Source organism: Streptomyces sp. NPDC031426 (assembly GCF_055581585.1).
In genome coordinates this window covers 398,096-424,367 of sequence record NZ_JBVIJE010000001.1, presented here as the reverse complement: position 1 = coordinate 424,367, position 26,272 = coordinate 398,096, and the positions used below count along the sequence as shown (strand labels likewise).

The window sequence follows — 26,272 nt, the reverse complement described above, 5'->3', positions numbered from 1 at the left end:
GAACGCGAGTGAGACCTGACCTGGATCTCCGTTCCCGTCGGCCGGTGTTTCCGTTGAGGGATCCCCTTACGGAACACCTCGCCAGGTCGATCGTCGACGCTGTCCATGCCGTACCGCAGGAACGGGGCGAGAGCTCAGGGGTGATCCGTGCCCGGCCACCGTGAGGGGCCGGTCCCACGTGGCACGGCGGGCACCTGTGGTCAGCCGCGAGGAAGGCCCCCGATCCGGCTTCCGGTCACCTACGCAGAGCCCTCTTGAACTACGGGGTGCCTGCAGCGGACGGCGACGGCCGCGATGTCGTCGTCGAGCCTTCCGCCGCTGTAGTGGAGCAGATCCTGGTGCAGCTGGTCCAGCAGCTCACGGGGCGCTGCCGGGCCGAGCTGCCGCATCCACTCCGGCAGCGGGAAGAACGTGCCGGTGCGGTCCCGGGTCTCCGTCACGCCGTCGGTGTAGAGCAGCATCTGGTCGCCCGAGGCAAAGGTGATGGTGTCGACGTGGTAGTCGTCTCCGAGGAGCGCCGCGAGATTGAGGGGCGGCGAGGGAACGGTGGGCTCAAGGACGCGGATCTCTCCGTTCTGCATCAGCAGTGGTGGGGGATGCCCGCAGTTGAGGATCTTCGCGTGCCCACCGCCGTACGGGATCTCGGCGATCAGAGCGGTGGCGAAGTGCTCCGGCTGGTCCGGGTCGAGGATCGCGACGCTGTAGCGGCACATGCTGGTCTCCAGGCGATGGATGATGCCCCTCAGGTCGGGCTGGTCGTACGCGTTCTCCCGGAAGCAGTTGATCACCGCGGAGGCCGCTCCCACCGCCGACAGTCCCTTGCCGCGCACGTCACCGATGAGCAGCCGAACCCCGTACGGCGTGTCGGCGACCTCGTAGAAGTCGCCCCCGATGCGGGCCTGCTCCTGGGCCGCCAGATACAGCGACTCGATCTCGACGTCCTGGACCCGGCGCGGCAGCGGGCGCAGCAGCACCTGCTGCGCCGCGTCGGCGACGAGCCGGATCTGGAAGAGTGTCTCCTCTCGCTGGAGTCGGAGATGGCTCGTATAGGCGGCCGCCAAAGTGACCGCAACGATCGCAGCCGCCGTGTAGGGCGTTCCCAGATCGGAGTAGACGAAGCTGAGCCCGATCATGACCAGCAGGCAGAACGCCCCCAGCAGGATCGTCGAGAGTACGGGCCACATCGCGGCGGCGAGGGCGGGTGCGGCCGGCAGGAGGCGGCTGAAGGCGATCTCCCTGGGGGTGGCGAAGGCCAGGCCGGCGATGAGGACGGTGAGAAGCAGGGGGGAGAGCAGTACGGGCTCGGGTCGGCCACCGTACAGAGGGCGGTGACGCCGAGGCCGTCCTGTCCTGATCATAAAAGGTATCTTAATGGGGCATAACGGGCTTCGTACCGTGCGACGGGATGGATCAGCGTCAGCCTCTCCCCTGTGGTGTTATCAAGGGTGTATGGAGGTATTTTCCGGGCGTCCTGGAAGCCCGGAACGTCATCCGCCCGTCGGACGCTCACGCGAACGTCGCACTCCCGTGCTGGACCTGCGCAGTGCGGCCGGTCAGGTGTTCCTTCTCCAGGTCCTGATCGTGATCCTGCTGGTCGTGGCCGCGGTGGGGGCCACGGTGCTCCAGACGGCGCGTGACGCTCTGCAACTGGGGCGACGGGAGTCGGTCGTCGCGGCCCAGTCGTTCGCGAGCGCTCCTGGCGTGTCCGCGGCGCTGCAGAGCCGCGATCCGCCGGCGTTGCTCCAGCCTCGGGCCGAGGCGGCGCGGAAGCGTGCGGGTGTGGATTTCGTCGTCGTCATGAACACGAAGGGGATTCGCTACACGTATCCCTATCCGCGGGAGATCGGGAAGAAGTTCGTCGGCACCATCGCACCGGCGCTGAAGGGCCGTACCGTCGTCGAGCAGGCCGGCGGGCCGCCACTGCCCGCGGGCAAGGGGACGGCCGTACAGGCGGTGGTCCCGGTGACCGACGCGCACGGCAAGGTGGTCGGCCTGGTCTCCGCCGGAATCACGGTCAAAGCCGTCGCGGGACTCTGGATGCCCCAGCTGCCGATCGTCCTGGGCACCGGCGCGGCCGCGCTGGCGCTGGCCGTGACGGGAACGACCCTGGTGTCCCGGCGGCTGCGGCGGCAGACGCACGGCCTGGCCCCGGAAGAACTGGTGCAGCTGTACGAGCACCACGACGCGGTCCTGCACGCGGTGCGGGAAGGAGTGCTGATCACCGGCGCCGACGGACGGCTGATGCTGGCCAACGACGAGGCGACACAGCTGCTCGGACTGCCCGCGGACGCGCAGGGGCGCCCCGTACGGGAGCTGGGGCTGCCGGAGCCGATCATGGGTCTGCTGACGTCGCCGGAGTCGGTCACCGATGAGGTCCATCTCGCGGGGGACCGCTTGCTGGCGGTGAACAAGCGGCCGACGTACCCGCAGGCCGACCGGGGAGGCAGTGTGGTGACCCTGCGGGACACCACGGAGCTGGCGGTGGTCACGGGGCGGGCCGAGGTCGCGCGGGAGCGGCTGAAGCTGCTGTACGAGGCGGGGGTGGCGATCGGGACCACGCTGGATGTGGAGCGTACGGCCCAGGAGCTGGCCGACGTGGCGGCGCCGCAGTTCGCCGACCTCGTGACGGTGGATCTGCTCGAAGCGGTGCTGCGGGGGTGGGAGCCCACGGCGGAGGGCTGGCGGCATCTGCGCCGGGCGGCGATCGGCGGCGAGCAGCGGATGATGCCGGTGTATCCGCTGGGCGAAGTGATCACTTTCGCCCGCCGAACGCCGCAGATGCGGGCACTGCAGGAGCGAAGGGTCTTGCTGGAGGCGGATCTGCGGCAGGCACACGGCTGGCAGGAACAGGATCCGGAGCGCGCCAGGAAGGCCCTGGAGTGCGGGTTGCGGTCGCTGATGGCCGTACCGCTGCGGGCACGGAACGTGCCGCTGGGCGTGGCCAACTTCTACCGGACGGCGGATTCCCCACCGTTCGAGCCGGAGGACCTCGCCTTCGCGGAGGAACTGGCCGCGCGGGCGGCGGTGGCCCTGGACAACGCCCGGCGGTTCACCCGGGAGCACGCGATGGCGGTGACGCTGCAGCGCAGCCTGCTCCCGCGCAGGCAGCCGGAGCAGGACGCACTGGAGGTGGCCTGGCGGTATCTGCCCGCGGAGGCGGGCGTGGGCGGGGACTGGTTCGACGTCATCCCGCTGACGGGCACTCGAGTGGCTCTGGTGATGGGTGATGTCGTCGGTCACGGGCTGCACGCGGCGGCGACGATGGGCCGGCTGCGCACCGCGGTGCACAACTTCTCCACCCTGGACCTGCCCGTGGACGAGGTGCTCGGGAACCTGGACGACCTGGTGGTCCGCATGGACAACGAGGAGAACACGGGCGATGCCGCAGACCGCCACGAGGGCGCCGGGGTGGCCGGAGCCACCTGTCTGTATGCGGTCTACGACCCGGTGGCGGAGACCTGCACGATGGCCCGTGCGGGGCACCCCGAGCCGGTGGTGGTGCGCCCGGACGGGACGGTCATGTGCCCTGCCGTGCCGGCCTCCGCGCCCCTCGGTCTGGGCGGCTACCCCTTCGAGGCCGTGGATGTGTCCCTGCCGGAGGGGTCACAACTGGTGCTGTTCACCGACGGCCTCGTGGAGGACCGCACCCACGACATCGACGCCGGGATGAAGAGGCTGCACCGGGCCTTGGCCGGGTCCGGGAACCGCACGCCGGAGGAGACGTGTCAGGCGGTGATCGACGCGGTGAAGCCGTCGCACTCCTGCGACGACATCGCTCTGCTGACGGCACGCACCCGGAAGTTCCCGCCCTCGGGTGTGGCCGAGTGGGACGTGCCACTGGACCCGGCGCTGGTTCCCTCGGTACGGGCGCGCTGCCGGGAGACATTGCTGCAGTGGGGGCTGGAGGACTCCGCGTTCGCCACGGAGCTGATCGTCAGCGAGTTGGTCACGAACGCGATCCGGTACGGCTCCCCGCCGGTCGCCGTACGGCTGCTGCACGGACGCTGTCTGATCTGCGAGGTGTCGGACGGCAGCGGCACCTCGCCGCGCCTGCGGCGCGCGGCCACCACGGACGAAGGCGGACGGGGGCTGTTCCTGGTGGCGCAGTTCGCCCAGCGATGGGGAACGCGGTACACCACCCGCGGCAAGGTCATCTGGACGGAGCAGGTTCTTCACGACGGCACGTCCGCCGCCTCGGGCCTGGCACCGGTCGACTTCCTTCTCGACCAGTTCGACCTCGACCAGTTCGATGATCTCGGCTTGTGAGCCGAACTGACCACCGGATCGCCGCACGCTCGGCATGCCTGTATGCGTGGCCGCTTCGACGGTGTTCCCATACGGACGGAGGCACCGAGATTTGGGACACGTTTTACGCGACGTACGCAACTGTGCCCGGGCCTTCGCTGTCTGACAGGGAGTCGGGCCCGTCAGGGCTGAGGAGCGAGAGAGCGGGGCAGGTCGTGGGACGGCGCAAGGGCGGCATAGGGATCGCACTCGTCACGGCTGCGGTGCTGGTGGGCGCGAGTGCCTGCGGCGGCGGCAGTGACAAGGCGAGCGGGGACGACGCGAAGGCCTCGGGCAAGCCGAGTGCGAGCACCTCCCCGTCACCGACGAAGCCCGCGGGCCCGCCGATGCTGCTGGACACGATCACCCCGCAGGCGGGAACCACGGTCGGCGTGGCCATGCCGATCTCGGTCGTCTTCACGAACCCCGTGGCGGCAAAGGCACGGGCCGCGGTGGAGAAGCACATGAAGGTGAGCGCCTCGCAGCCGGTGGCCGGTGCCTGGCACTGGTTCGGCGACAGGCGCGCCGACTGGCGACCGAAGACGTACTGGCCCTCCGGCACCAAGGTGAAGATCGACGCCGACATGACGGGCGTCGGCAACGGCAACGGACGCTACGGCGTGCGCAACTACACGCACACCTTCACGATCGGCGACGACGTGCGCGCGGACGTCTCGGTGACCGGCCACACCATGAAGGTGACCCGGAACGGCCAACTGGTGCGCACCCTGTCGATCAACGCGGGCAGCGCCCAGTATCCGACGTGGAACGGCACGATGGCCGTCATCGACAAGCAGGAGAAGGTCCACATGACCTCCTGCAGCGTCGGCATCAGCTGCGACAAGGGCAGCCCCAACTACTACGACCTGACGCTGCCCTGGGACGTCCACCTGACCCAGTCCGGCACGTACGTGCACTACTCGACCGGCGACCCCAATCCGGGCAGCGGCAGCGCCCGCGGCTCGCACGGCTGCGTCCACCTGTCCATGTCGGACGCCAAGTGGTTCTACGGCCAGGTCAAGCAGGGCGACCCCATCACCATCACCGGCTCGCCCCGCGCCAAGGCCCCGGCCGACAACGGCTACGCCGACTTCAACCTGGCATGGGACCAGTGGCTCGCGGGCAGCGCGTCCGGGGAGGGGACGACCGCGACGCTGTCATGAGCTGCGGTGGCGGCGCCGGTCGGCGCTCGACGCTGCCTCCCACTCCGGGGCCGGCAGGGCGAGGAGGCGTCCGATCTGCTGCGCGTCCGGCAACGGGCCGTGATCTGGGGCCACTTGCAGGGCCGACACCGCGGTGATGTGCCCCAGTCTGAGCGCCTGGGCCGGGGCGGCTCCCCGCAGCGGGCCCGCGAGGAAGCCCGCGGCGAAGGCGTCGCCTGCGCCGACGGGCTCCATCACCGTCGTCCGTAGCGCCGGCACCGTGTGGACGCCGTCCCCGGTGAAGGCGGTGGCGGCGCGGGCGCCGTCCTTGACCACGAGGATGCGCGGATGCGGAAGCAGGCGCCGCAGACCGGTCACCGCCAGATCCGTGCCCCACAGACCTTGCGCCTCGTCGAGACCGACGAACACGATGTCCGCCCGGTCGGCCAGCCGGCGCAGCAAGGTGGCCGCGGTGCCGTCCGGCCAGAGGGCGGGCCGGTGGTTGACATCGAAGCCGACGGCGAGTGGCCGCAGGGCCGCGGGAGTGCTCAGGGCCCTTGTGACCAGTTCCCGGCAGGGGGGCGAGAGGGCCGGTGTGATGCCGGTGAAGTGCAGCAGACCGGCCGAGCGCACCGGCTCGTGGTCCAGCAGTTCGGGCCCGAGCGTCGAGGCCGCCGAGCCGGCTCTGTAGTGGTGCACGCGCGTGCCGGCCGAGCCGGTGTCCTTCACGAGGAGACCCGTGGAGTGGTGGGCGTCGGTGTGAACGTACGAGACGTCCACTCCGGCGGCGGACACGGCGGCGCGGACCCGTCTGCCCGAGGTGAGCCAGCCCATCACGTACCCCACTATGGAAGGGTGGCGTGTGCGCGGGCCGGAGCGGAGGTGGGCTGCCATGTCGAGCGGTGCCGTGCTCGTGCGCCTCACCGACGACGGGCGGATCCTGGAGTGGTCCGCGCGGGCGGCGTACCTGCTCGGCCGGTCCCGGGAGGAGGCTGAGGGCCGCACCGTGGCCGAGCTGATGGGCGGGGGCGACGGCACCGTGGGACGCGGGACCTTGCTGGCGGGTCTGGGCGCGGTGTCCGTACGGCCGGTGGTCTCCGGCGACTCGCTGACGTGGGAGGTACGCGACGAGCAGGACGACGGCACCGCGGCCCGGGATCTGGCGATCCTGCGGACGCTGTTCGTCCACTCGCCGATCGGCCTGCACGTCCTGGACGGGGATCTCCGCATCGTCCGGTCCGGCAGGGCCATGCGCGAAGCACCGCCGGAGGCGGAGGGCGCCCCGGCCGGCGAGGACTTTCCCGAGGCCCTGGGTCCTGAGGATCCCGAGAAGGAGCGCGCCGTGGCGCGCCGGGTCCTCAGGACCGGGGAGCCGGTGCTGCAGCGCGTCGTACGCGCCGTGCCGAAGCGGGGCACGGGCAGACCCGTGGACTACTCCCTGTCCTACGTGCGCCTCGAAGGGGCGGACGGCGAGGTGCTGGGCCTCGTCGCCTGGGCGCTCGACGTGACCGAACACGAGCGGGCGCTACAGCGGCTGAAGCTCCTGGAGAAGGTCCGCGCCTCGGTAGGCGAGCGGCTGGAAGTCGTGGCTGTGTGCCAGGAGTTGGTGGACGCGATCGCACCGGCGTTCACGGGCATCGTGGTGGTCGAAGTCATCGAGGACGTCATCCGGGGCGACGAGCCGCCGCTGGCTCCGGTGGACCAGGACGTGCCGTTGCGGCGAGCCGCCTTCAAGGGGCTGATTTCCGCTCACCCGGTCGGGGACGTGCGCCGACTGCCGGACGGCACGCCCTTCTCCCGCGTCCTGAACGACCTGCGGACCAGGCTCGTCACCGTGACCAAGGACAGCCCCTGGCTGTCGGCGGACCCGGCGCGGGCCGACGCCATCGTCCGGTCGGACGCGCACTCCCTGATCGTCGCCCCGCTCACCGTGCGTGGCGAGGCGCTGGGCGTGGTCAGCTTCTACCGGCACCGGGACGAGGAACCCTTCGACGAGGCGGACATCCCGCTGACGTCGGACATCTGCGCCCATGCCGCCCTGTGCATCGACAACGCCCGCCGCTTCACCCGGGAGCGGACCATCGCCGCGAGCATCAAGCGCAGGCTCCTGCCGCAGCGGACGTCGGCACCGTCCACGATGGACGTGGCCCCCATGCACATCCCGGGATCGGGTGGTGGAGGCGCGTGGTTCGACGCGATCGAACTGGCCGGGGGCCGGACGGTACTGGTGCTCGGGGACGTGGTCGGCCGGGGTGTCGCCACCGCGACCACGATGGGACAGCTGCGGACGGTCATCCACGCACTGGCCGCGCTGGACCTGGAGCCGAACGAACTGATGGCACGGCTCAGCGACACCGCCGCGCAGCTCGCCTCCGAGCGGGCGGCGCTCCCCGCCGGGGATCCGCTGCACCGTGAGCCGCTGACCGCCTGCTGCCTGATCGCCCTGTACGACTCCGTCGACCACACCTGCACCCTCGTCCGTGCCGGCCTGTCCGAGCCGTACCTGGTCCGCCCAGGGGCAGAGGCGGAGAGACTGCCCACGCCGGCGGGACCGGTGCTGGCCGGCCCCGACCACGCCCCCTTTCCCGCGACCGAGATCCCGATGCCGGCCGGCACCATCCTCGCGGTCGGCACCGAGAACCTGCTGCAGCGCGAACCGCGGCTGCGTACCGTGCTGCGCGAGGGAGCGGAGCTGCCGCTGGAACAGGTCAGCGACACGCTCGCCTACACGCTGCGGGACAACGACCCCGAGAGCGAGAAACTGGTGCTCCTGGCACGCGCCCGAGGGCTGCCCGCCGACCAGGTGCTGACGCTGCCGCTGGCCGGGAACCTCGCGACCGTCCCGGAGGTCCGGGCGACGGTGCTAGGACGGCTCGAAGCGTGGGAGGTCAGCGCGGAAGCAGCGTTCACGACGGAACTCATCGTCAGTGAGCTGGTCGCCAACGCGCTGCGCCACGGCGCGCCGCCGTACCGGTTGCGTCTCATTCTCGACGAGCGCCTGACCTGCGAAGTCCGCGACGCGGGCGACAGCGTTCCGCACCTGAAGCACGCCCGCACGATCGACGAGGGCGGCCGCGGCCTCTTCATCGTCGCGAGCGTCGCCGACGGATGGGGCATCCGCTACCACGCGCAGGGCAAGACGGTCTGGGCACAGCAGCGCCTGGGTATGCCGGGGTAGCCGCGGACGACGGGCACGGTGTCGGCACCGGACTCGTCACCTTGCCGTGGCGCGGTGTGAGGGTGAATCGGGCGGCGCATTATGATCTTCGGCCTGGCCGAGGAGGGGGTCGTATGGCGTTTCGGGAACATGTGGAACGGGTCGCCGGCGAGGTCGTCGGAGCGTTCCCGCCGGATGGCGGGATCTACGCGGTGACGTTTCGTATCGACAGCGTCGATCAGGATCCCCGGTTTCCGTACCTGGCCATCGGATACACGACCGAGGCCGACGCCGCGGCATCGGCGGTGCAAGCGTCGGACGCCTGGGAGGCGCGCTGGAGCTACGCGTTCTTCCCCCGGACGGGGCTCGAAGGGATAAGGAGCGTAGGGCGTGATCCGGAGGGTACGGAGTTGTACCGGCGGGAGGCGGAGTCGCGGGGGCTGTGGTACGAGGACGACGACGAGCCGGACGATCGCGACGAGCGGCTGGTCGAGTGGTTCTACGAGGTGTGCGTCGCAGCCGCTCGGCACCTCCACGACAGTGGCCGGATCGTGGAGGCGCTGGGACGGCCGGTCCCGGTGATTCTGTACGACATGTTCGACCCGGACTCGATGTTCCGGCTGACCTCGCACGCCAACCCGGCGGAGCTTGTCACCGAGTTCATGACCGAGGACCCAAGCTAGACTTCCGCACTCAGCTCACTCGAACGAGTGCTGTCCAGTGCCCCTGAGACGCTCGGGCGTTCAATCACCCTCGCCGAGAGCGCACGCGCCTGCGCGCGTGAGCCGGCACCGGCGCGGTGTCGTTCGCGCGGCACGGCGTCAACCGCGGTGTCCACCCTGACTGCAGGCGGGCGCGGTGGTGCATCGGAGGCCACATTCCACTGGTTTGGTCAATATTTACTTTTCCGGAATCCGTCTGCATAGTGGCGCCTCGAAATACTGGTGGGTTGAGCCGAGGGGCCCTTTCTTGTCTCAGATCAACGATGGTGCCGCGCGCGAGGTGGAGCTTGAGCGAGTTCAGGTTTCCGTCATAGGCGAGCTGTTCGACGAGCGGCTGGCCGAAACGCGGGAGCAGCTGGCGAGCGTGCTCGCGTCGCCGTCCGACGGCGCGGGCGAGGCGTACGAGAGGGAGGTGGCGGCGGGGCGGCTGGCGCGGGAGGTGCGTCGGCTGGAGGGGAGCGAGGACGGTTTGGTCTTCGGGCGGATCGACCTGGCGGACGGGACCGTTCTGCGGATCGGGCGGCTGGGGCTGCACAGGGATTCGGACGAGCTGCCACTGCTGGTGGATTGGCGGGCCGAGGCCGCGCGGCCCTTCTATGAGGCGACGCCGGTTCATCCCATGGGGTTGCGGCGGCGCCGCCATCTGCGCCTGGCGGGCCGCACGGTGGTGGGGGTGAGCGATGAGCTGCTTGACGGCTCCGCACCCACCGGACAGGACGTGGTCGGCGACGGTCCGTTGGCGGAGGCGCTCCAGGAAAGGCGCACGGGACGGATGGGTGCGGCGGTTGCCACGCTGCAGGCCGAGCAGGACGCGATCGTCCGGTCGCCGCACCGCGGAGTGACGGTGGTGCAGGGTGGTCCGGGCACCGGAAAGACGGTGGTGGCGCTGCACCGCGCCGCGTATGTGCTGTACGCGTTCCCGAAGGCAGCCGAGCGCGGCGTGCTCGTACTGGGCCCCAACGCCCGGTTCCTCGACTACATCTGTCAGGTCCTGCCCTCGCTCGGAGAGAACGACGTCGTCTTGGCGACATGCGAGGAACTGGCCGACGTCGTACCGGGCGCCGCGGACTCCGTCGAGGTGGCGCGCCTGAAGGGGAGCGCCGCACTGGCCGACGCGCTGGCCGCCGTTGTCCGCTCGCGTCAGGCCCCGGGCGGCGCCTTCGACGTGCGGGTCGGGCAGGAGTGGATTCGTCTGCAGGACAGGGAGGTGGCACAGGCGCGGGAGTCGGCGCAGACCAGCGGTCTCGCGCACAACCGGGCGCGTCGGCTGTTCAAGGAGCTGCTGGTCGACGCCCTCGTCCGAGAGCTCGCCCGCAGTGGCGCCGAGGCGCTTGACCGTATCGACGCCCAGGTCGCGGAGCTGACCGGCCTCGACCTCGACCGGGCAGCGGCAGCGGACCTGCGCCGCCTCGGTCTTGACGACGCCCCCGCCACGGGTGCCGACGAGTTCGACGCCGACGCCGTACGCGCCGACCTCCTGGACGATTCCTTGCTCGATCAGGCAGTCGATGACCTGTGGCCGCGGCTCACGCCCGGCGACGCCGTCCGCGCCCTGCTGACGGACGGCGACGCGCTGGCCGCGTACCTGCGGCACTTCACCGACGACCAGCGGGCCCTGCTGTGGCGAACGCCCGATGCGCCCTGGACGGACGCCGATGTGCCGCTTCTCGACGAGGCGGCCGGGCTGGTCGACGGCCCGCCTGAGCACGCCTTCGGGCATGTCGTCGTCGACGAGGCGCAAGAGGTCACCGCGATGCAGTGGCGGATGATCGTGCGCCGCTGCCCGGGCAGGTCGATGACACTGGTCGGGGATTTCGCCCAGGCGGGCCCGACGACGGTGGCCCGGGACTGGAGAGAGGCACTCGGCCCGCACCTCGGACGGCGCTTCGATCTGCGCACCCTGACCGTCAGCTACCGGACCACTCAGGAGATCCTCGCCGCCACAGGGGACTTGCTCGCCCGGATCGCCCCGGGCCGGCCGCCGATCCGATCGATCCGGCGCGGCGAGGTGCCTCGAACCCTTGCCGTGGCCCCCGAATCGCTCGTCACGGCCCTCGAGCGGGAGCTGCGCGAGCAGGGCGCCGCGTACCCGGGCGAGTTGGTCGGGGTGATCTGCGCCGACGGCAGGACGGAGCAGCTCGCGGCGGCCGGGATCGAGCGGTACGCCCGACTGCTGCCGGCCTCACAGGCGCGTGGCTTGGAGTTCGACGCCGCCGTCGTGGTCGACCCGGACGAGATCATCGCCGCCCGCCCCGGGGGCGAACGCGACCTGTACGTCGCCCTCACCCGGGCCACCAAGCGGCTGTGCACAATCACCGTCCCGCGGCCCTGATGCGGCAGCCGACTGAGGTGACCCGTGGTCCGAAGCCCCCACCTGCGGCGGCCGGTTCACCGAGATCGTGTCCAACCTGACCGGGTCAGGCGGGCTGCCACAGCTCGACCCGATTGCCCTCAGGATCGGTGACCCAGCCGAATCGACCGACACCCTCCATGTCCTGCGTTTCCTCGGCCACGTCCGCTCCCCTGGCGCGCAGTTGGGCGAGCATCGCATCCAGGTCGCGGACCCGAAAGTTGAGCATGGTTTGCTGGGTGCGGGACCCGAAGTAGTCGGTCTCGGACTCGAACGTCGCGAACACCGTCGGCCCGGCTGCCTGGCGCCACACTCCGTGCTCATCGACGTCCAGGCCCAGGCAATCGCGATACCACGCGCTCAGGGAGGCCGGGTCGGCGGCCCGCAGGAAGTATCCACCGATTCCAAGCACACGTTCCATGCCGCCATCTTGCCAGGACGGCGATCGGGCGGGCGGGTTGAACCGCCCGCCTTCGACCGCGAGAGCTGCAAGGAAGCACCGTCTTGCGGAGTGCGCCCGGAGATCAGTTGCCAGGTCGGAAGCGGAGCGCCGACCAGGTGTCGTCGATGGCGATCTGCCGCACGGCCCGCACGCCCCGCTCGGAAAGCGCGGCAGCCAACGTGTCCCGGTTCAGATCCGTTCCGAGCTTCCCGCCCTTCGGGTACGCCACCCAGGCGAGGGCATCGCGCTGCGCGGCGGCGAGCGCCGCCTGCCCCTCCGCCCCGAGGAGATCACCCGAGGTGGTCACGAAGACGAGCACCGCATCGGCCGAAGCCGCGTCCCCCGCGGCCTCCTCCAGCTCCAGCTGGACGTCGTTGGGCTTGCCCAGGACTACGACACTCTGACCGGGCTTGATCTGCAGCTTGCTCATGACGGTCACGTGCCCGATCCTGCCACCCTCAGGACCACCCCGCGCACCTCCCGGCAGGGTGAGCCTCAACCGTCAAGAGCCGTCCGGACGACGGTGGTCCAACAGCCGCCGTCCGGATTCCTGCTTCTTCGGCCGGCGGCTCAGCAACCGCCGCAGTTGTAGTACAGAACGTCCCAGTGGCTTCCCTCGTCGGTGTAGACGTTGCCGGCGCCCGACGTCCACATCGGGTAACCGTCACCGCGCAGCCCGGAGTAGCTGAAGTTGCTCTTGATGTAGTTCCCGATGCAGGTGTACTTGCTGTAGTCGAGCTTGTAGCCGTTCCAGTGCGAATACGTGCCGGAGGCGTGCCCGACCTCGGTGCCGCCGGTGATGTTCAGGGCACAGCCGCTGGCACGCTTGAGCGTCTGGGCACCCTGAGCGGTGGCGAGGTTGAGCTGCTCGAACGAGGTACAGGTCGAGTTGTAGCGGTCGGAGCAGTTACCGGAGGAGGACCAGGTGATGCCCACCTCACGGAACATCTGGGTCGCGGTGGCCTGACTGATCTTGGTGACGGCGAAGGCGTCGGTGGCAGTGCCGAGTACCGCGACACCGGGGGCGACGACAAGGGCGAGAGCGGTCAGTGCGGAGCGGACCTTCATGAGGAGCCTCCTGCTCATGGCCGTGCTTCCTATGGGGCGGCTGTGCAGGTGGTGCCACGAGATGATGCCAGAGTTCTCCGCGCGCCTGCCAGAGGGATGACCGGGTCTCGAGCGCAGCCGGAGCGGCTGCGCGGGCAACACGCGGCGTGGGCACGTCAGCCGGGAGTGAGGCAGGCTTCGAGGGCGGCTCGCTGTTGTTCCGGCAGGTGGTCGCCCAAGGGCACCTTGCGGGGGCTGTGGTCGCCTTCGCAGATCCAACTCCGCTCATCCTGGTCGAACCACCAGTCCTGGGCGCCCCACATGGGGTGCCCCTGGAGCAGCTGCCTGGCCAACGGCTCACTCGACTCGGGAGCTCCCTGAGCGACCAGGGCCTGGACCACGGCTGCCACGGCTCCCTCCGGGAGCGCGGTGTCGCCCAGGACCGGAAGGAGGAGAAGGAGCCGGGCATGGGGGTCGGTGACGCCCATGGCGTCAGCCGGTGCCGGCAGCAGGGCGGCGAGCTCGGGCCAGCACAGCCCTGGGCCGACACGGTCCTCATCATCACTGGCCAGGACGAGATCCAAGCTCCAGTCGGGGTGCGTGAGGAAGTAGTCCGCGCTCGTGAACTCCTCGTCACTGTTGTAGTGCACGACGATCGCGAATCCGCCGGCCAGGGGCACCGTGAACACGGGCCACGCTGTCGGGTCGTGCAGCTTGTCCAGCATGGCGTCCGCGTCGGCCGGGTCAGCGCCGAAAGCTTCCGGCGAGAAGCCCTCCGACAGGTCCGCCAGGTGCGCGGACCAGAAGCCTGGCTCATCCAGGAGGGGAAGCCCGTCCACCACGGGCGACAAGGAGTACAAGTGCCGTGCCATCACCATGCCGGGATTCTCCTCCTGCCCGGTCAGGACGTTCGCAACCCCCTGTGCTCAAGGGCAGCCGGCTTGACGGTATGTCAACGTGAGGTGTCACCACGCCGCACTCCAGGGCGGGACCTGTCGGACCGCGACTACGTGTATGTGCGGGCCGATGGCGCACATCCCAAGCTCCGGCTCGGGCAGGCGCACTCGTGCGCGCTGGTCCTGTGCCGGGCATCAGCAGTGTTGGTTCACACATCACCGGGACCAAGTCGTCAGAGGTCAGGTCGGCGGGCACGACCTTGGCGTCGCGGGCCCGCTCCAGCAACTCGCCGACAATAGAATTTTTCTTGACAGGAATATCTGTCGGACGCACTCTGGAACGGTGCTGGACATCGCTGTGATCGAAGAACCCGCCGCGGCCGAGGCATCCCTGGACCCGATACGGTCCCGGATCCTCGCCGCCCTGGCCGAACCCGGCTCGGCCGCCATGCTGGCCACTCGCCTGGAGCTCCCCCGGCAGAAGGTCAACTACCACCTGAAGGAACTGGAGCGTCACGGCCTGGTGGAACTCGCCGAGGAGCGGCGCAAGGGCAACGTCACCGAACGGATCTACCGCGCCACCGCCGCCTCCTACGTGATCTCCCCCACCGTTCTGGCCGCCGTCAGCCCGGACCCCTCCCGCTCACCTGACCAACTCTCCGCCCACTGGCTGCTGGCGCTGGGAGCCCGGCTGGTGCAGGAGGTCGGGTCCCTGCTGACCGGCGCCTCACGAGCCCGGAAGCGGGTCGCCACCTTCGGTATCGACACGGAGGTCCGCTTCGCCTCCGCGGCAGACCGCACGGCATTCGCCGAGGAACTGACCCAGGCCGTCGCGGCCCTCGTCAGCCGCTACCACGACGAGACCGCCCCGGGCGGCCGCAGCCACCGTGTGGTCGTCGGACTCCACCAGATCCCCGACCGGCAGCCGGGCGACGCGGGCAAGCGGACCGAACCAGAGCAGTCCGGGGGGACGGACGCAACTGAACCCGACGCAGGACAGGACGACTGACGATGACACACCCGTTCGAGATCGAGCTGGAGACGACGCTGCCGGCGAGCCCGGAACAGGTCTGGGAGGCGATCGCCACCGGACCGGGGATCGACTCCTGGTTCATGGGGCGCAATGACGTGGAACCACGCGAGGGCGGTGTCGCCGGCATGGAGACCGGCGGCCATCGCGAGGAGGCGGTGGTCACCGCCTACGAACCCGGCAAGCGCTTCGCCCTCCGCACGGCCACCGGCGCGGACGGCCGCTTCATGGCCTTCGAGTACCTCATCGAAGGCCGGGACAAGGGCAGCACCGTGCTCCGCGTCGTCCACAGCGGCCTGCTCGGCGACGACTGGGAAGACGAGTACGACGCGCTGCGCCGCGGCTGGCCCTTCCATCTGCACACGCTGGGCCAGTACCTGGCGCACTTCAGGGGCCGCACCGGCGTTCCCGTCTTCGCCATGGCCATGCCCGGCGAGCGTCCCTCAGGGGATGTCCGGGCGGCGCTGACCAGCGCTCTGTCACTGCCGACCTCGATCACCGTGGGCACGCCGGTGCACGCGGAGCCGGCGGCCCTGCCGGCCCTGGACGGCGAGGTGGTCTGGGCCGACGACGAGCGCTTCGAGATCCGCACCGGGGACGGGATCTACACCTTCCACCATGGCACCAGCGGCGGCCCGGTGCTGATGTTCCATCACCTCTTCGGGCCGGACACGGATGGCGCCGAGGCCGCCTGGCAGCAGTGGCTGACCCAGCTCCTCGGCTGACGCCCGCACACAACTCCTCCGCTCCGACCAGGCCAGTCGAACAACCCATATGAGAAAAGGAATCACGCATGCGCACCCTGATCAGCACCGCCTTCATCTCGCTCGACGGCGTCGTGGAGGCCCCCGGCGGCGAGCCCGGCTACCGCAACTCCGGCTGGACCTTCAAGGACGTCGAGTTCGTCCCCGAGGCATTCGAGATCAAGGAACGAGAGCAGCAGGAAGCCACCGCCATCCTGCTGGGCCGGGTCAGCTATGAGGCCTTCAGCCCGGTGTGGCCGGACATGCCGGAGTTCGCGCACTACAAGACGATGCCCAAGTACGTCGTCTCCACCACCCTCACCGAGGACAAGCTGGTCTCCAACTGGGGCGCGACCACCATCCTGCGCTCACTCGACGAGGTCGCCGACCTCAAGAAGACCGAGGGAGGCCCGATCATCGTCCACGGCAGCGCCGCGCTGAACCACAGCCTCTCGGACGCCGGCCTGATCGACCGCTACCACCTGCTCGTCTACCCGCTGCTGCTCGGCGCCGGCAAGCGTCTGTTCAGCACCACGGACAAGGACACCCAGAAGCTGAAGCTGGTCGAGCACGAGGTCTACTCCAACGGCCTGCACAAGCAGGTGTTCGACGTGGTCCGCTGACCAGCTCCGCCGGCTGCCTCCTGCTGCGCAAGCGTGTCCTCACGTCCTGATCGACCGGCGGGCACGGCGGTTGTTCCAGCTGAGCCGACGGCCCTGCCGTTCCACTGCACTCTCAACCCGGGCTACTGGGGGGAGTCGTGGGGCATCTCCGTCGCGCGCGACGTGCTCATGGATGACGAGGACGCGGTCATCGGCGCCGTCGACGCCAACCGGCTGCGGGGACGGGCACCAACGGGCGCCGGTACCGCGCTGCACGACAGCTCGTGTGCCTGGCGCACCGCAGGTACATAGCGCAGGCCAGAAGGAAGGTCATCCGCCCGGTCGGCACAAGGGCGCCTGTCGGGCGTGCGGCCACCAACCGTCGAGCCGCCTGCGCACGTTCAGCTTTCACCACAGGCGGCTGGACGGTCGTGCCCGGGTGCCGGGCGGATGCCGGCGCGGAGGTGGTGTCTAGTAGATGCTGACGCCGTAGGCGCTGAGCGCCTCGGGCACCGGCTGGTAGAACGTCGTGCCGCCGGTGGTGCAGTCGCCGCTGCCGCCGGACGTGATGCCGAGCGCCTTCGTCCCGTCGTAGAGGGGGCCGCCCGAGTCACCGGGCTCGGCACAGACGGTGGTCTGGATCATGCCGCTGACCGTGCCGCCGCCCTGGTAGCGGACACTGACGTTCAGCGCGGTCACCGTGCCGCTGTGGGTGCCGGAGGTGGAACCGGTGCGCTTGACCGCCTCGCCGACGTAGGCGTTCGCCGCACTGTAGCCGCCGGGGTGGCTCAGAGCGGTGTTGTCGTAGCGGACCAGGGCGTAGTCGTTGCCCGGGAAGTCGTAGCCGATGGTCGGGCCGATGAGGGTGGTGTGGGCCTGGTTGGTGTACCAGGTCTTGGCGACCTTGCCGCAGTGGCCCGCGGTGAGGAAGTAGTACGTACTGCCGCTGACCACGTTGAAACCGAGCGAACAGCGGTACTGTCCGCCGTAGATGGCGTTGCCGGCGCCCAGCAGCGGCCGGAAGACGCCGTCGGCGTGCCGGACCTGCACAGCACCCAGGTCGCCGGCGGCGGCCTTCTCGATGCGGGCTATCGCGGCCTTGGTGACCGTACTGTCGGCGGTGACGACGACGCGTCCGGATGCCCGGTCCACGTACCAGGCGGTGCCGTCGACACCGGCCCGGGCGATGTTGTCCGAAACGCGGGCCAGCTGTGCCGCGCCGCGAACCGGGGAGCTTGCGGCACCGGCGGTGGGAACTCCCGCCAGGGTGGCGGCGACGAGGCCTGCGGCGACGGCGAGCAGACGGGTGCGTTTGGTTCTCACTGATCCTCCTCTTGGGAAGCGCGAGGCCCTACGGGGTGGGGGCCCGTGAGATGAGCCAGAACGGCGTGTTTCTGACATGCACCGATCAGTGAGAATGCCGCCGTAGAGCCCCGCGCACAAGAGACTCACAGCAACGGAATCCCGGCACCCGTGACGGCCTCGCGAGCACCGGCTCACAGCCGGCCGTCGGCCCGGCGCGCGACGGCGTGCAGCGGGAGGTCCTTCCCGGCCTGCGTGAAGGCGAGTTCGCCGACGACCGCCAGGACGTTCGGGAAGCCTTGCCGGCTCGTTGCCGGACGTCAACGACACGGCTCCCGGCTGGTCGGACGGTGGGTGCGCCAGGGCCACGCCGGGTCGGGATCGCATGGCCACAAGGCTGTACTTGGCCGACAATCGCCGCTGGTCTTCAGCCCATCGGGATTCGTCGCGAATGAAGGAGGCGGACGATCTGCCCGGAGCAATACGTGCATTGGAGGATCTTGTCGCGGAGCTGAACACCTCAGTCGGCCCCGATCACCCGGCGGCCCTCATGGCGCGCATCCGGATCGCCGCTTGGCGCGGCATCGCAGGTGAACACGCCGTCGCAGTCCAGGAGCTGGACACCCTCGTGGCCGACATGCGGCGCGTGGGAGGGGACGACCATCCGGCCGGCAACCGACCGTAATGGAACTCAAAGGTGACCGGTGCCCGCGCCGCCGAATGCCGGCGTCCGCGCCGGGCGGGACGGCGTCGCGGCCGGTGGCGACACCATCGACAGCGCCCTGGGCGAGGGGCTCCGAACGGTTACCCCGCTCCCCCGGTCACGCCGGAAGGACACGGCCGACCGAGGCCAGCCGGGCGCAGCTTCCCAAAGCCCGCACCCCGCCACAGCGAGTCCGCCGGTCGGATCGGTGCGGTGTGGCAGCCGGCGGTGCGGGTGCCGGTGCCGGTTCACTGCGACGTCGGTCTGGAGTCCATGCCGTGATGACGAGGGTCGCCGTACGGGTGAAGGGTGTCCGGCGTTTTCCGGGCTCCAGCGCCTACGGCTGCGCCGATTGGCGGCTACTCGCGGCCAAGCGGCACCACAGTCCGTTCACACGGGCATGGATGGGCAGGAGGTGGGTGCCGATGGCGAGTGATGACCTGATCATGCGCGTGGACGAGGGCGGGCGGGTGACGCAGTGGAGCCGTTCTGCGCAGGAGATGTTCGGGTGGGCTGCCGAGGAGGCCGTCGGCCAGTCCGTCGCTGCTCTTGCGGGTGAGGCCGCGGCCGATGAGCAGTGGCGTCGGGCGCGGGTCGAGGATGCCGGCGCTGTGCTGGTGAAGCCGGTGCTGGCAGGTTCTTCAGTGGTGTGGGAGGTGCGTGCCGCCGCCGATGCCGTCTCTGCGAGAGACTTGTCGATCCTGCAGGCCATGTTCACCCAGTCTCCGATGGGTCTGCACGTGTTGGACGACCAGTTGCGCATCGTCCGAATGAACACGCCGACACGCGCGCTGCATGGCGCGCCGATTGCCGGACTGCTGGGCCGGGTCTTCACCGAGGCGTATCAGTTGGCCAATCCGCGGGAGGAAGAGGCTGCGGCACGCCGGGTCCTGGAGAGCGGGCAGCCGGTGGTGAACCGGCTGGTGCGCGGGGTGACGGGGCTGAACAGCCGGCACCGCAGCATCTATTCCGTCAGTTACGTGCGTCTGGAGAACGATCGTGGTGAGGTCTTGGGGCTGATGGCCGCCGCAGTCGACGTGACCGACCGTGAGCGGGCCCTGCAGCGTCTCGCCGTGCTGGAGGAGGTCCGCAAGCGGGTCGGGGAACGGCTGGATGTGATCGCCGTCAGCCAGGAACTGGTGAATGCCGTGGTACCGGCCTTCTCGGGGATCGCGGTGGTGGAGGTGATCGAGGATGTGGTGCGAGGTGAGGCGCCCCCGCTGGTCCCCGTCGATCGCGGTGTGCCCCTGCGTCGGGCAGCGTTCCAGGGAAGGGTGTCGGCCTATCCGGTGGGTGATGTACGGCACCTGCCGTACGGGACTCCGTTCGCTCGGGTGCTGACGGATCTGCGGCCGCGGCTTGTGTCGGTGGACGAGGACAGCATGTGGCTTGCGGCTGATCGGGCCCGGGCCGATGCCATCAGACACTCCGGTGTCCACTCCTTGATCGTGGCCCCGCTGGCCTTGCGGGGCGAGGCGCTGGGCGTGGTGAGCTTCTACCGGCACGAGGACGAGGATCCCTTCGAGGAGGGCGACATCGCGCTTGCGTCCGATGTGTGCGCGCACACGGCGCTGTGTATCGACAACGCCCGCCGCTACGCGCGGGAACGGACCATCGCGGCGACGCTGCAGCGCAGGCTGCTTCCCCAGCGGCCGGCGGTCCCGTCCACCGTGGAGATCTCCCACCTGCACATTCCTGGCGCCGAGGGCGGTGGCGACTGGTTCGATGTCATCGCGCTGGCAGGGGCGCGGACGGCGCTGATCGTCGGCGACGTCACCGGACGAGGGATCGCCGCGGCGACCACGATGGGACAACTGCGGACCGTCATCCACTCCCTGGCCGCACTGGACCTGCAGCCGGATGATCTGATGGCCCGCCTGAATGACACCGCCGCCCGACTGGCCGCCGAACGTGCCGCGCTGCCCGCAGGCGACCCGCTGCACCACGAGCCGCTCACTGCGGGCTGCCTGATCGCCCTCTACGACCCGGTCGAGCTCCGATGCACCATCGTCCGCGCCGGGCTGTGTGAGCCTGTCGTGGTGTACGCCGACGGCAGCTCGGCCACTCTGTCCGTGTCTGCGGGCCCCCTGCTCGCCGGCACCGGCAACGCCCCTTTCCCGGCGACCACGGTCGACCTTCCCGTAGGCAGCACCCTGGTGATCGGCACAGCGCCACTGGCCGAGAACCTCCTGGCGCCGTCCGCGCCACTGCGGCCCCTCCTGAGCGAGGGCGCAGACCGACCGCTGGCCGACCTGTGTGACACGATCGCGTACGCGCTCACCGACGACACCCGGTCGGTAGAGGCGCTCATGCTGCTCGCGCGCACCAAGGCGCTGCCCGCGGACAAGGTCCTCACGCTGCCCTTGCCCGCCGGGCCCAAAGCCGCACCGTACGCACGCGCAGCGGTCCGCCGCCAGCTGCAGGAGTGGACCGTCGACCCGGAAACCGCGTTCACCACCGAACTCATCGCCAGCGAACTCGTCGGCAACGCGGTCCGCTACGGAGCCCCGCCCCTGCGACTGCGCCTGATCCGCGACCGATCCCTGACCTGCGAAGTCAGCGACGCCTCCACCAGCGCGCCCCACGTCAAACACGCCCGCACCATCGATGAGTCCGGACGTGGGCTGTTCATCGTCGCCAGTCTCACCGACAGCTGGGGCACCCGCTACCACGACCAAGGCAAGACCGTCTGGGCACAGCAGCCCACCGAGGTGACATGAGAGTGTCACACCCGCCGCCGAACCGTAACGAGGAGACATCCAGTGGCAACGGGGGCCGACTACACCTCGCCGGTGGCGAACAGCTCCAAGTGCCCGCACTTGGGGCAGCGGTACGCCTCTATCTGCCGCCGGGGTCGGCCCCTCCGCTTGGCACCCCCGAACATCCCCCGCTCCAACGCACCTTCGATCCAGCGCGCGTAGCCACGCGAGTGCTCGCCGGCATCCTCGATGAAACCTTCTGACAGGCCGACGGTTCCACATTGCGTGCACGTGTAGTTGCTCATCCGGTGAGTGTAGAAAAGGGTGCGTGTCCGAGTAGGGCAGATGCAGGCTGAGGGCGGCCTTGACCAGGCTCGTGATGCGGGTGGTCGAGCAGCGGAGCTTGCGAAGGAGCCGCCATGTCTTCAGGGTGGCGACGACCTGCTGAGCCACGGAAAGGCCGTCCCAAGGGCCGCAGGCGGCCAGGAGAGTATGGCCTGGGCGTAGCCCGCGCGGGCGGCAGCCGGCCCCGCGTGTGTCGTCCGCCGTGTTGCGGCCCATTGCGCGGCGCGCGACGCGGTCCGGGGACAGCAGGATGGCGCGCGCGCCGCTGTCGGACAGTTCCGCGGCCTGCTGCGAGGCGCTCGGATGCGGCCCGACCGCCCGGGGGACCGGCACGACCGCCAGCACCCGGCGGTGCCCGCGTGCGAGCTGCAGGTGGGTGGTCGAACGACTGCCGCCGTCCATCCAGCGCCGGCCCGCCACGGTGACCGGCGGCCATACGACGGGCACGGCGCAGCTCACCGCGACCGCTGCGCGCAGTGTCACTCCGGAGCGTGAGTCGCAGACCGCGGCACCAATGACCTCATGACCACGAACCTGGAAGGCGTGACGTCCCTGGAGGCGGTCCACGCCCACAACCGTGAAACCATCGACGAGCTGCTCCAACGCGTCAGGAGCAGGAAACCGTTCGCCCGGACCTCACCACCGAGGCCCTGCTCTTCACCCTGGCAGCACTGGGGAGGGCCGTTCGCCCGCTCACCACGGTCGCCCCGGAGGCCTGGCTCCGCCCGCTCGCCCTGCTCCTCGACGGCCTTCGCACCAGCCCGTGCGCGCTCCCGCTGCCCGCACCGGCCCTCACTTCCGGCCGGCTCGGCCAGGTGCTGCTCAGCCTTGGCCCGCACAGGCGGCGTTGAGGGTGCCCTGACTGACACGGTTGCCCCGATGGGCCTGCCGTCACTGCTTGGCGCCGAAGTCCTGCGTCCACCACGGGCCGCCCGCACCCTTGTGAACACCCACGCCGATGTCCTTGAACGAGCAGTTGAGGATGTTCGCCCTGTGGCCGGGACTGTTCATCCAGGACTCCATGACCGCTGCGGCGGTCTGCTGGCCTTGGGCGATGTTCTCGCCGTACGTGGACCAGTGATAGCCGGCGGCCGTGATGCGCTGTCCGGGGTCGACGCCGTCCGGGTTGGTGTGGTCGAAGAAGTGACGAGCGGCCATGTCGTCGGAGTGCCTCTGGGCCGCTTGTTGCAGTTGCGGGTCCTCGGTGAGGGGGCCGCAGCCGACGCCTGCCCGCTCCTTGTTCACGAGCGCGACCACCTGGCCGACGGCGTCCGTCCGGTCCGGCAGTGGCTGCACTGTGCTCGCCGGGGTCGCGGCCGGTCCGGCGGACGGCCGGTGGGTGGGCCCGCTCTTCTTGCCGCGACCCACTGGGTTCGCAGCCCGCGACCGCTTCGGCTTCGCCGGGGACGGGGAGGGCGAGGCCGACGGCGACACACCAGCGGTACTGGGCGTGGCGAGGTCCAGGGCGGGGGCGGCAGCTCTTCGCTCCACGCCCGCGGTGTCGCGGCCGGATCCGGACTCTGTACCGAAATACCACAGACCACCACCGACGACGCAGGCCGCGACGACGGCCCCTCCCGCCGCCCGGCGCCGCGTGCGCCGGCGCCGACGGGACTCGCGGCGCGAGCCGGTCCCGCCCCGTATGCCGCGTCGCGCAGCGCCCGGGTCCGATCCGGTGTCGCCCTCGGTGACCCCCAGCGCTGCGGCAGAACCTGCCGGGACAGCACTCCCGGAAGAGGCAGACACCTTGGCGAGCAACGCAGTCGACACCGCGACCAGCGCCAGACCGGCAAGCAGCCCTTCCGCGGGCATCAGACCGCTCCACAGTCCACTGCAGCGGCTACAGCCGCGCGCATGCCGGGCTATTCGCTTACGCCACAGAGCCGATGGCCTGCCGTCCCAGGAAGCCAGCACGATGCGGAGCTCCTCGCACCGTGGCCGTGCGTCGAGCGCTCGTACGACCACGCGGGCCGCCTCGAGCTGCGCCTTCATCCGCTGTACGCGGACCGCTGTGTGCTGGGGCGAAAGGTCCAAAGCCGCCGCCACCTCGGTCCGGGTGAGCTCGCCGGCACACTCAAGCCACCACAGGGACAGCAGTCCCCGATCATCGGGCTCCAGCCAGCGGGTCGCCTGCGCCGTCTCCTGACGCTGTCCGGCGAGCTGGAGTTGCACCACCGTGAGGTCGACGAAGTCAGCACCCGGATCGGCCAGTTCCTCGGCCTCCTCCATCGTGCCCGGGGCGAAGCGCCGGTTCTGCCAGTGGGCCCGGACCTGGTTCATCGCGATCGCCACGAGCCAGGAGCGAAAACGCTCGGGAGTACGCAGCTCGCCAAGCCCGTTCAGGGCGCGCAGCATGGTGTCCTGCACCACGTCGTCGACATCCACCGAGCCGTTCAGAGCCCGGCCCACAATGTTGTAGACCAGCGGGAGGTAGGCGTTGACCAGCGCGTCCTGGGCTTGGGTGTCGCCCTCCCTGGCGGCCGTGACCAGTACCGCTGTCTCCACCGCGTCCTGCGTACTCATGCACATGCTTCCTGTCATCGAGGCCGAACGATTGTGTCCGATACCTGGGAGATCACTCGATGCGCCCCGGATAACAGTTCTTCGAAAGTGAGTTTCAGTTCGGGTGTCGTCGACAGGGGCAGCGGCTCAGCACGGACCCAGGTGGTCAACCGCGCGCCGCGCTCCTCCAGAAGTCCCGCATCAGCGGCGTTGGTGTCGGGTTCTCCATCGCCACCTGCGTCAGGAGGATCGCGACCACGCCCGTGGCCGGGACGATGTGTGCCGTCGTCCCCGTGCCGCCCACCCAGCCGTAGCGGCCGGGGACGTTCCAGGGTTCGGCCGAGGTGACGTCGACCTGGCCGCCGTAGCCCCAGCCCTGGCCTTCGAGGAAGAGGGTGGCGGCGGCGCGCTGTCCGGCCGTGAGGTGGCTGGTGGTCATGCGGCTGACGGAGGCCGGCGTGAGAAGGCGGCGGCCGTTGCCCTCACCTCCGTTCAGCAGCATGCGAGCGAAGGCCAGCCAGTCGTCGGCCGTGGAGACCAGTCCCCCGCCGCCCGAGTGGAAACGCGGCACGCGGCTCCACTGGCCCTCGGGAGCGTCGGTCAGTTCCAGGGTTCCGTCCGGGGCCGGCGCATAGGAGGACGTGAAGCGGTGCCGCTTCGCCTCGGGGACCTCGAAGGCCGTGTCCTCCATGCCCAGCGGCTCGAAGATCCGTTCCGCGAGGAAGTCGGGCAAGGTGCGGCCCGACGCCCGGGCGACCAGGATTCCCTGGAGGTCGGAGGAGGTGCCGTACAGCCAGGCGTCTCCCGGCTGGCGCAGCATCGGTACCTGCGCGAGCAGGCCCAACCAGGTGTCCGGGTCCGGCCAGTCCTGCAGGGCGCGGCCGTCCTTCTGCACCGTGAAGAGGGACTGCACCGCCGGGAGGGAGAAGTCGTCGGGGAAGCCCCAGCCGGTGCGGGAGCTGAGCAGGTCCTCGACCGTGATCGGGCGGCCCGCCGGGACGACGTCGACGAGCGGGGCGTCAGGGGTGCGCACCACGCTCGGTTTCGCCAGCTCCGGCAGCCACTCCTCGACCGGAGCGTCCAGGGCGAGTCGCCCCTCTTCCACCAGCATCAGGACCGCCGCCGCCGCGATGGGCTTGGTGATGGACGCGATACGGAAGATCGTGTCCCTCGCCATCGGGGCGGTGCCCTCGGTGTCCACCGAGCCGGCGGTCACCACCTCGACGTCATCGCCGCGGGCGACGAGACCGACGGCGCCCGGCACCCTCCCGTCGTCGACGTACCGGTGCAGGGTGTCATGCAGAGCTTTCATCGGTGGCCTTCCGGTCGGGGTTCGTCCAGCGGGTACGACTCCCGGGTCGGCGGAGACTCGTCGGCGGCAGTGAACGTACGGTGTCGCCCCCTCTGAACACAGGGCCGTGTCGGGACGCCAAGAAAATCGAACACGTGATTGAATCCGACCATGAGTCCGATTCCCGACGACCTCGCCCATGCGCAAGAGCAGTGGCACGCCACCTATCGGCAGCTCGCCGCACGCCCGCGCACCACACTGCGGCGGCGACTGATCCATCTGTCGGCAGAGGTGCTGTTCCACCCGTACTGGCAGGGACGGCGGTCAGGAGCCTGGGCTGCGCTGCATGCCACGGGGCGGGAGGGCAGGAGCTGACGGCGAGCGACGGACGCATCGGCGAGATCCGGCAGCGAGCACCGTCAGGAGCTCTCGCCATGTGTCGAACCAGCCCCGCGGCCGGGCACCGACGCAAGGTCGACGAACAGCGGCATTCTGTGCAGCGGCGGAGGCTCTCCCGGCAGACCCAGCCGCTGCCAGGCCAGACGGGCCGACACCTTCAGCACCCGTCGCGCGCGCACTATGAGCAAGACCGCGAGAGGCAGCTCGACCAGTACCGCTGAGGCGGTACTCCACCACACATCGGGTCTTCCCCAGTCCAAGGAGACATCGAACCAGGCATCGCATATCAGCAGTGTGGCCGCCACGTACGACAACGGGACCATGGCCTGCCGTCTCAGCCACACCGCCATTCCCGCACCGGCCAACGACACCAGCAGCATGACATCGAAGCCGACCCACACCATGGGCCAGTACCGAGCCTCGAAGCGATCCGGCAATGACACCGCGAGGTACACGGTCCAAGGCACGAGCAAGAGCACGGACACGCCGAACTGCCGTAGAACCCGCCGGTAGCGGCGGCGCAGCGCGACACTGTCCAGTGAGAAGGAGCCGACTGTCATACCGGCGGGGGCGGTGGGGTCCCTCTGCTCGCTCATCTTCGCCTGTTCCTTCCGGC

At 70.0% G+C, this 26,272-nt stretch carries 22 protein-coding genes and 2 pseudogenes; 12 read left to right on the top strand and 12 right to left on the bottom strand.

The features are described 5' to 3' along the window. Window positions 1-239: 239 nt before the first annotated feature. A complete protein-coding gene (locus ACZ5NH_RS02120) occupies window positions 240-1,358 on the bottom strand; it encodes a PP2C family protein-serine/threonine phosphatase (protein WP_468772492.1) in 1,119 nt (372 codons plus the stop codon). A gap of 91 nt (window positions 1,359-1,449) precedes the next feature. Between ACZ5NH_RS02120 and ACZ5NH_RS02115 the strand changes: the two genes are divergently transcribed. Next, entirely contained in the window at window positions 1,450-4,266 is a 2,817-nt protein-coding gene (locus ACZ5NH_RS02115; protein ID WP_468772491.1) for a SpoIIE family protein phosphatase, read from the top strand. A gap of 194 nt (window positions 4,267-4,460) precedes the next feature. Further along, on the top strand, window positions 4,461-5,447 hold the full coding sequence (locus ACZ5NH_RS02110; protein WP_468772490.1) for a L,D-transpeptidase: 987 nt from the start codon (window positions 4,461-4,463) through the stop codon (window positions 5,445-5,447). Here the strand turns inward: ACZ5NH_RS02110 and ACZ5NH_RS02105 are convergent. Then, entirely contained in the window at window positions 5,442-6,260 is an 819-nt protein-coding gene (locus tag ACZ5NH_RS02105; RefSeq protein ID WP_468772666.1) for a sugar kinase, read from the bottom strand. The genes ACZ5NH_RS02110 and ACZ5NH_RS02105 overlap by 6 nt on opposite strands. Window positions 6,261-6,318: 58 nt before the next feature. Here ACZ5NH_RS02105 and ACZ5NH_RS02100 point away from each other — a divergent pair, with 58 nt between their 5' ends. The 3 genes from ACZ5NH_RS02100 to ACZ5NH_RS02090 all read left to right on the top strand — a co-directional run bounded on the left by ACZ5NH_RS02100 (window position 6,319) and on the right by ACZ5NH_RS02090 (window position 11,637). Continuing rightward, the gene (locus ACZ5NH_RS02100; RefSeq protein ID WP_468772488.1) at window positions 6,319-8,604 is read left to right on the top strand and encodes a SpoIIE family protein phosphatase; all 2,286 of its coding nucleotides are present in this window, start codon (window positions 6,319-6,321) and stop codon (window positions 8,602-8,604) included. A 131-nt stretch (window positions 8,605-8,735) separates the two neighbouring features. Next, window positions 8,736-9,266, top strand: a complete 531-nt coding sequence (locus ACZ5NH_RS02095; RefSeq protein WP_468772486.1) for a hypothetical protein — start codon at window positions 8,736-8,738, stop codon at window positions 9,264-9,266. A 286-nt stretch (window positions 9,267-9,552) separates the two neighbouring features. Beyond that, the gene (locus ACZ5NH_RS02090) at window positions 9,553-11,637 is read left to right on the top strand and encodes a HelD family protein (protein WP_468772485.1); all 2,085 of its coding nucleotides are present in this window, start codon (window positions 9,553-9,555) and stop codon (window positions 11,635-11,637) included. Window positions 11,638-11,722: 85 nt separating this feature from the next. Here ACZ5NH_RS02090 and ACZ5NH_RS02085 read toward each other — a convergent pair whose 3' ends face one another. The 4 genes from ACZ5NH_RS02085 to ACZ5NH_RS02070 all read right to left on the bottom strand — a co-directional run bounded on the left by ACZ5NH_RS02085 (window position 11,723) and on the right by ACZ5NH_RS02070 (window position 14,022). Continuing rightward, on the bottom strand, window positions 11,723-12,076 hold the full coding sequence (locus ACZ5NH_RS02085) for a VOC family protein (protein ID WP_388635908.1): 354 nt from the start codon (window positions 12,074-12,076) through the stop codon (window positions 11,723-11,725). 103 nt (window positions 12,077-12,179) lie between these two features. After that, window positions 12,180-12,536 carry a hypothetical protein gene (locus tag ACZ5NH_RS02080; RefSeq protein ID WP_468772483.1) on the bottom strand — a complete coding sequence of 119 codons (357 nt, stop codon included), beginning with the start codon at window positions 12,534-12,536 and terminating at the stop codon, window positions 12,180-12,182. Between the two features lie 131 nt (window positions 12,537-12,667). Then, window positions 12,668-13,165 (bottom strand): hypothetical protein, encoded by a 498-nt coding sequence (locus ACZ5NH_RS02075; protein ID WP_451554709.1) that lies wholly within the window; start codon window positions 13,163-13,165, stop codon window positions 12,668-12,670. Window positions 13,166-13,320: 155 nt separating this feature from the next. Then, window positions 13,321-14,022 (bottom strand): hypothetical protein, encoded by a 702-nt coding sequence (locus ACZ5NH_RS02070; RefSeq protein ID WP_468772481.1) that lies wholly within the window; start codon window positions 14,020-14,022, stop codon window positions 13,321-13,323. Window positions 14,023-14,383: 361 nt separating this feature from the next. Here ACZ5NH_RS02070 and ACZ5NH_RS02065 point away from each other — a divergent pair, with 361 nt between their 5' ends. The 3 genes from ACZ5NH_RS02065 to ACZ5NH_RS02055 all read left to right on the top strand — a co-directional run bounded on the left by ACZ5NH_RS02065 (window position 14,384) and on the right by ACZ5NH_RS02055 (window position 16,436). Beyond that, window positions 14,384-15,049 carry an ArsR/SmtB family transcription factor gene (locus ACZ5NH_RS02065; RefSeq protein ID WP_468772479.1) on the top strand — a complete coding sequence of 222 codons (666 nt, stop codon included), beginning with the start codon at window positions 14,384-14,386 and terminating at the stop codon, window positions 15,047-15,049. A gap of 2 nt (window positions 15,050-15,051) precedes the next feature. Further along, window positions 15,052-15,795, top strand: a complete 744-nt coding sequence (locus tag ACZ5NH_RS02060; RefSeq protein ID WP_468772478.1) for an SRPBCC family protein — start codon at window positions 15,052-15,054, stop codon at window positions 15,793-15,795. Between the two features lie 68 nt (window positions 15,796-15,863). Next, complete coding sequence (locus tag ACZ5NH_RS02055; RefSeq protein WP_468772476.1) at window positions 15,864-16,436, top strand: dihydrofolate reductase family protein; 573 nt, start codon at window positions 15,864-15,866, stop codon at window positions 16,434-16,436. A 450-nt stretch (window positions 16,437-16,886) separates the two neighbouring features. Here the strand turns inward: ACZ5NH_RS02055 and ACZ5NH_RS02050 are convergent, their stop codons facing one another. Beyond that, window positions 16,887-17,738 (bottom strand): S1 family peptidase, encoded by an 852-nt coding sequence (locus tag ACZ5NH_RS02050; protein WP_468772474.1) that lies wholly within the window; start codon window positions 17,736-17,738, stop codon window positions 16,887-16,889. Window positions 17,739-18,120: 382 nt separating this feature from the next. Here ACZ5NH_RS02050 and ACZ5NH_RS02045 point away from each other — a divergent pair, with 382 nt between their 5' ends. Beyond that, a complete protein-coding gene (locus ACZ5NH_RS02045) occupies window positions 18,121-18,402 on the top strand; it encodes a hypothetical protein (RefSeq protein WP_468772472.1) in 282 nt (93 codons plus the stop codon). A gap of 443 nt (window positions 18,403-18,845) precedes the next feature. Beyond that, the gene (locus ACZ5NH_RS02040; RefSeq protein WP_468772471.1) at window positions 18,846-21,140 is read left to right on the top strand and encodes a SpoIIE family protein phosphatase; all 2,295 of its coding nucleotides are present in this window, start codon (window positions 18,846-18,848) and stop codon (window positions 21,138-21,140) included. Window positions 21,141-21,199: 59 nt separating this feature from the next. Here ACZ5NH_RS02040 and ACZ5NH_RS02035 read toward each other — a convergent pair whose 3' ends face one another. Next, complete coding sequence (locus ACZ5NH_RS02035) at window positions 21,200-21,424, bottom strand: hypothetical protein (protein ID WP_468772470.1); 225 nt, start codon at window positions 21,422-21,424, stop codon at window positions 21,200-21,202. A gap of 25 nt (window positions 21,425-21,449) precedes the next feature. Then, window positions 21,450-21,593 (bottom strand): annotated as a pseudogene (locus ACZ5NH_RS02030) (IS5/IS1182 family transposase); the annotation flags it as partial. A gap of 369 nt (window positions 21,594-21,962) precedes the next feature. Here ACZ5NH_RS02030 and ACZ5NH_RS02025 point away from each other — a divergent pair. After that, window positions 21,963-22,315, top strand: a pseudogene (locus ACZ5NH_RS02025) (SbtR family transcriptional regulator); the annotation flags it as partial. A 40-nt stretch (window positions 22,316-22,355) separates the two neighbouring features. On the opposite strand, the gene ACZ5NH_RS02020 reads toward ACZ5NH_RS02025, so the two are convergent. Continuing rightward, a complete protein-coding gene (locus tag ACZ5NH_RS02020) occupies window positions 22,356-23,987 on the bottom strand; it encodes a sigma-70 family RNA polymerase sigma factor (protein WP_468772468.1) in 1,632 nt (543 codons plus the stop codon). Between the two features lie 145 nt (window positions 23,988-24,132). Next, window positions 24,133-25,278, bottom strand: coding sequence for a serine hydrolase domain-containing protein (locus ACZ5NH_RS02015; RefSeq protein WP_468772466.1), 1,146 nt, complete (start codon window positions 25,276-25,278; stop codon window positions 24,133-24,135). A gap of 150 nt (window positions 25,279-25,428) precedes the next feature. Between ACZ5NH_RS02015 and ACZ5NH_RS02010 the strand changes: the two genes are divergently transcribed. Then, window positions 25,429-25,632: a hypothetical protein gene (locus tag ACZ5NH_RS02010; protein ID WP_468772465.1), complete on the top strand. Its 204-nt coding sequence runs from the start codon at window positions 25,429-25,431 to the stop codon at window positions 25,630-25,632. A 44-nt stretch (window positions 25,633-25,676) separates the two neighbouring features. On the opposite strand, the gene ACZ5NH_RS02005 is transcribed toward ACZ5NH_RS02010, so the two are convergent. After that, window positions 25,677-26,252, bottom strand: coding sequence for a hypothetical protein (locus ACZ5NH_RS02005; protein ID WP_388635881.1), 576 nt, complete (start codon window positions 26,250-26,252; stop codon window positions 25,677-25,679). Window positions 26,253-26,272 lie beyond the last annotated feature (20 nt).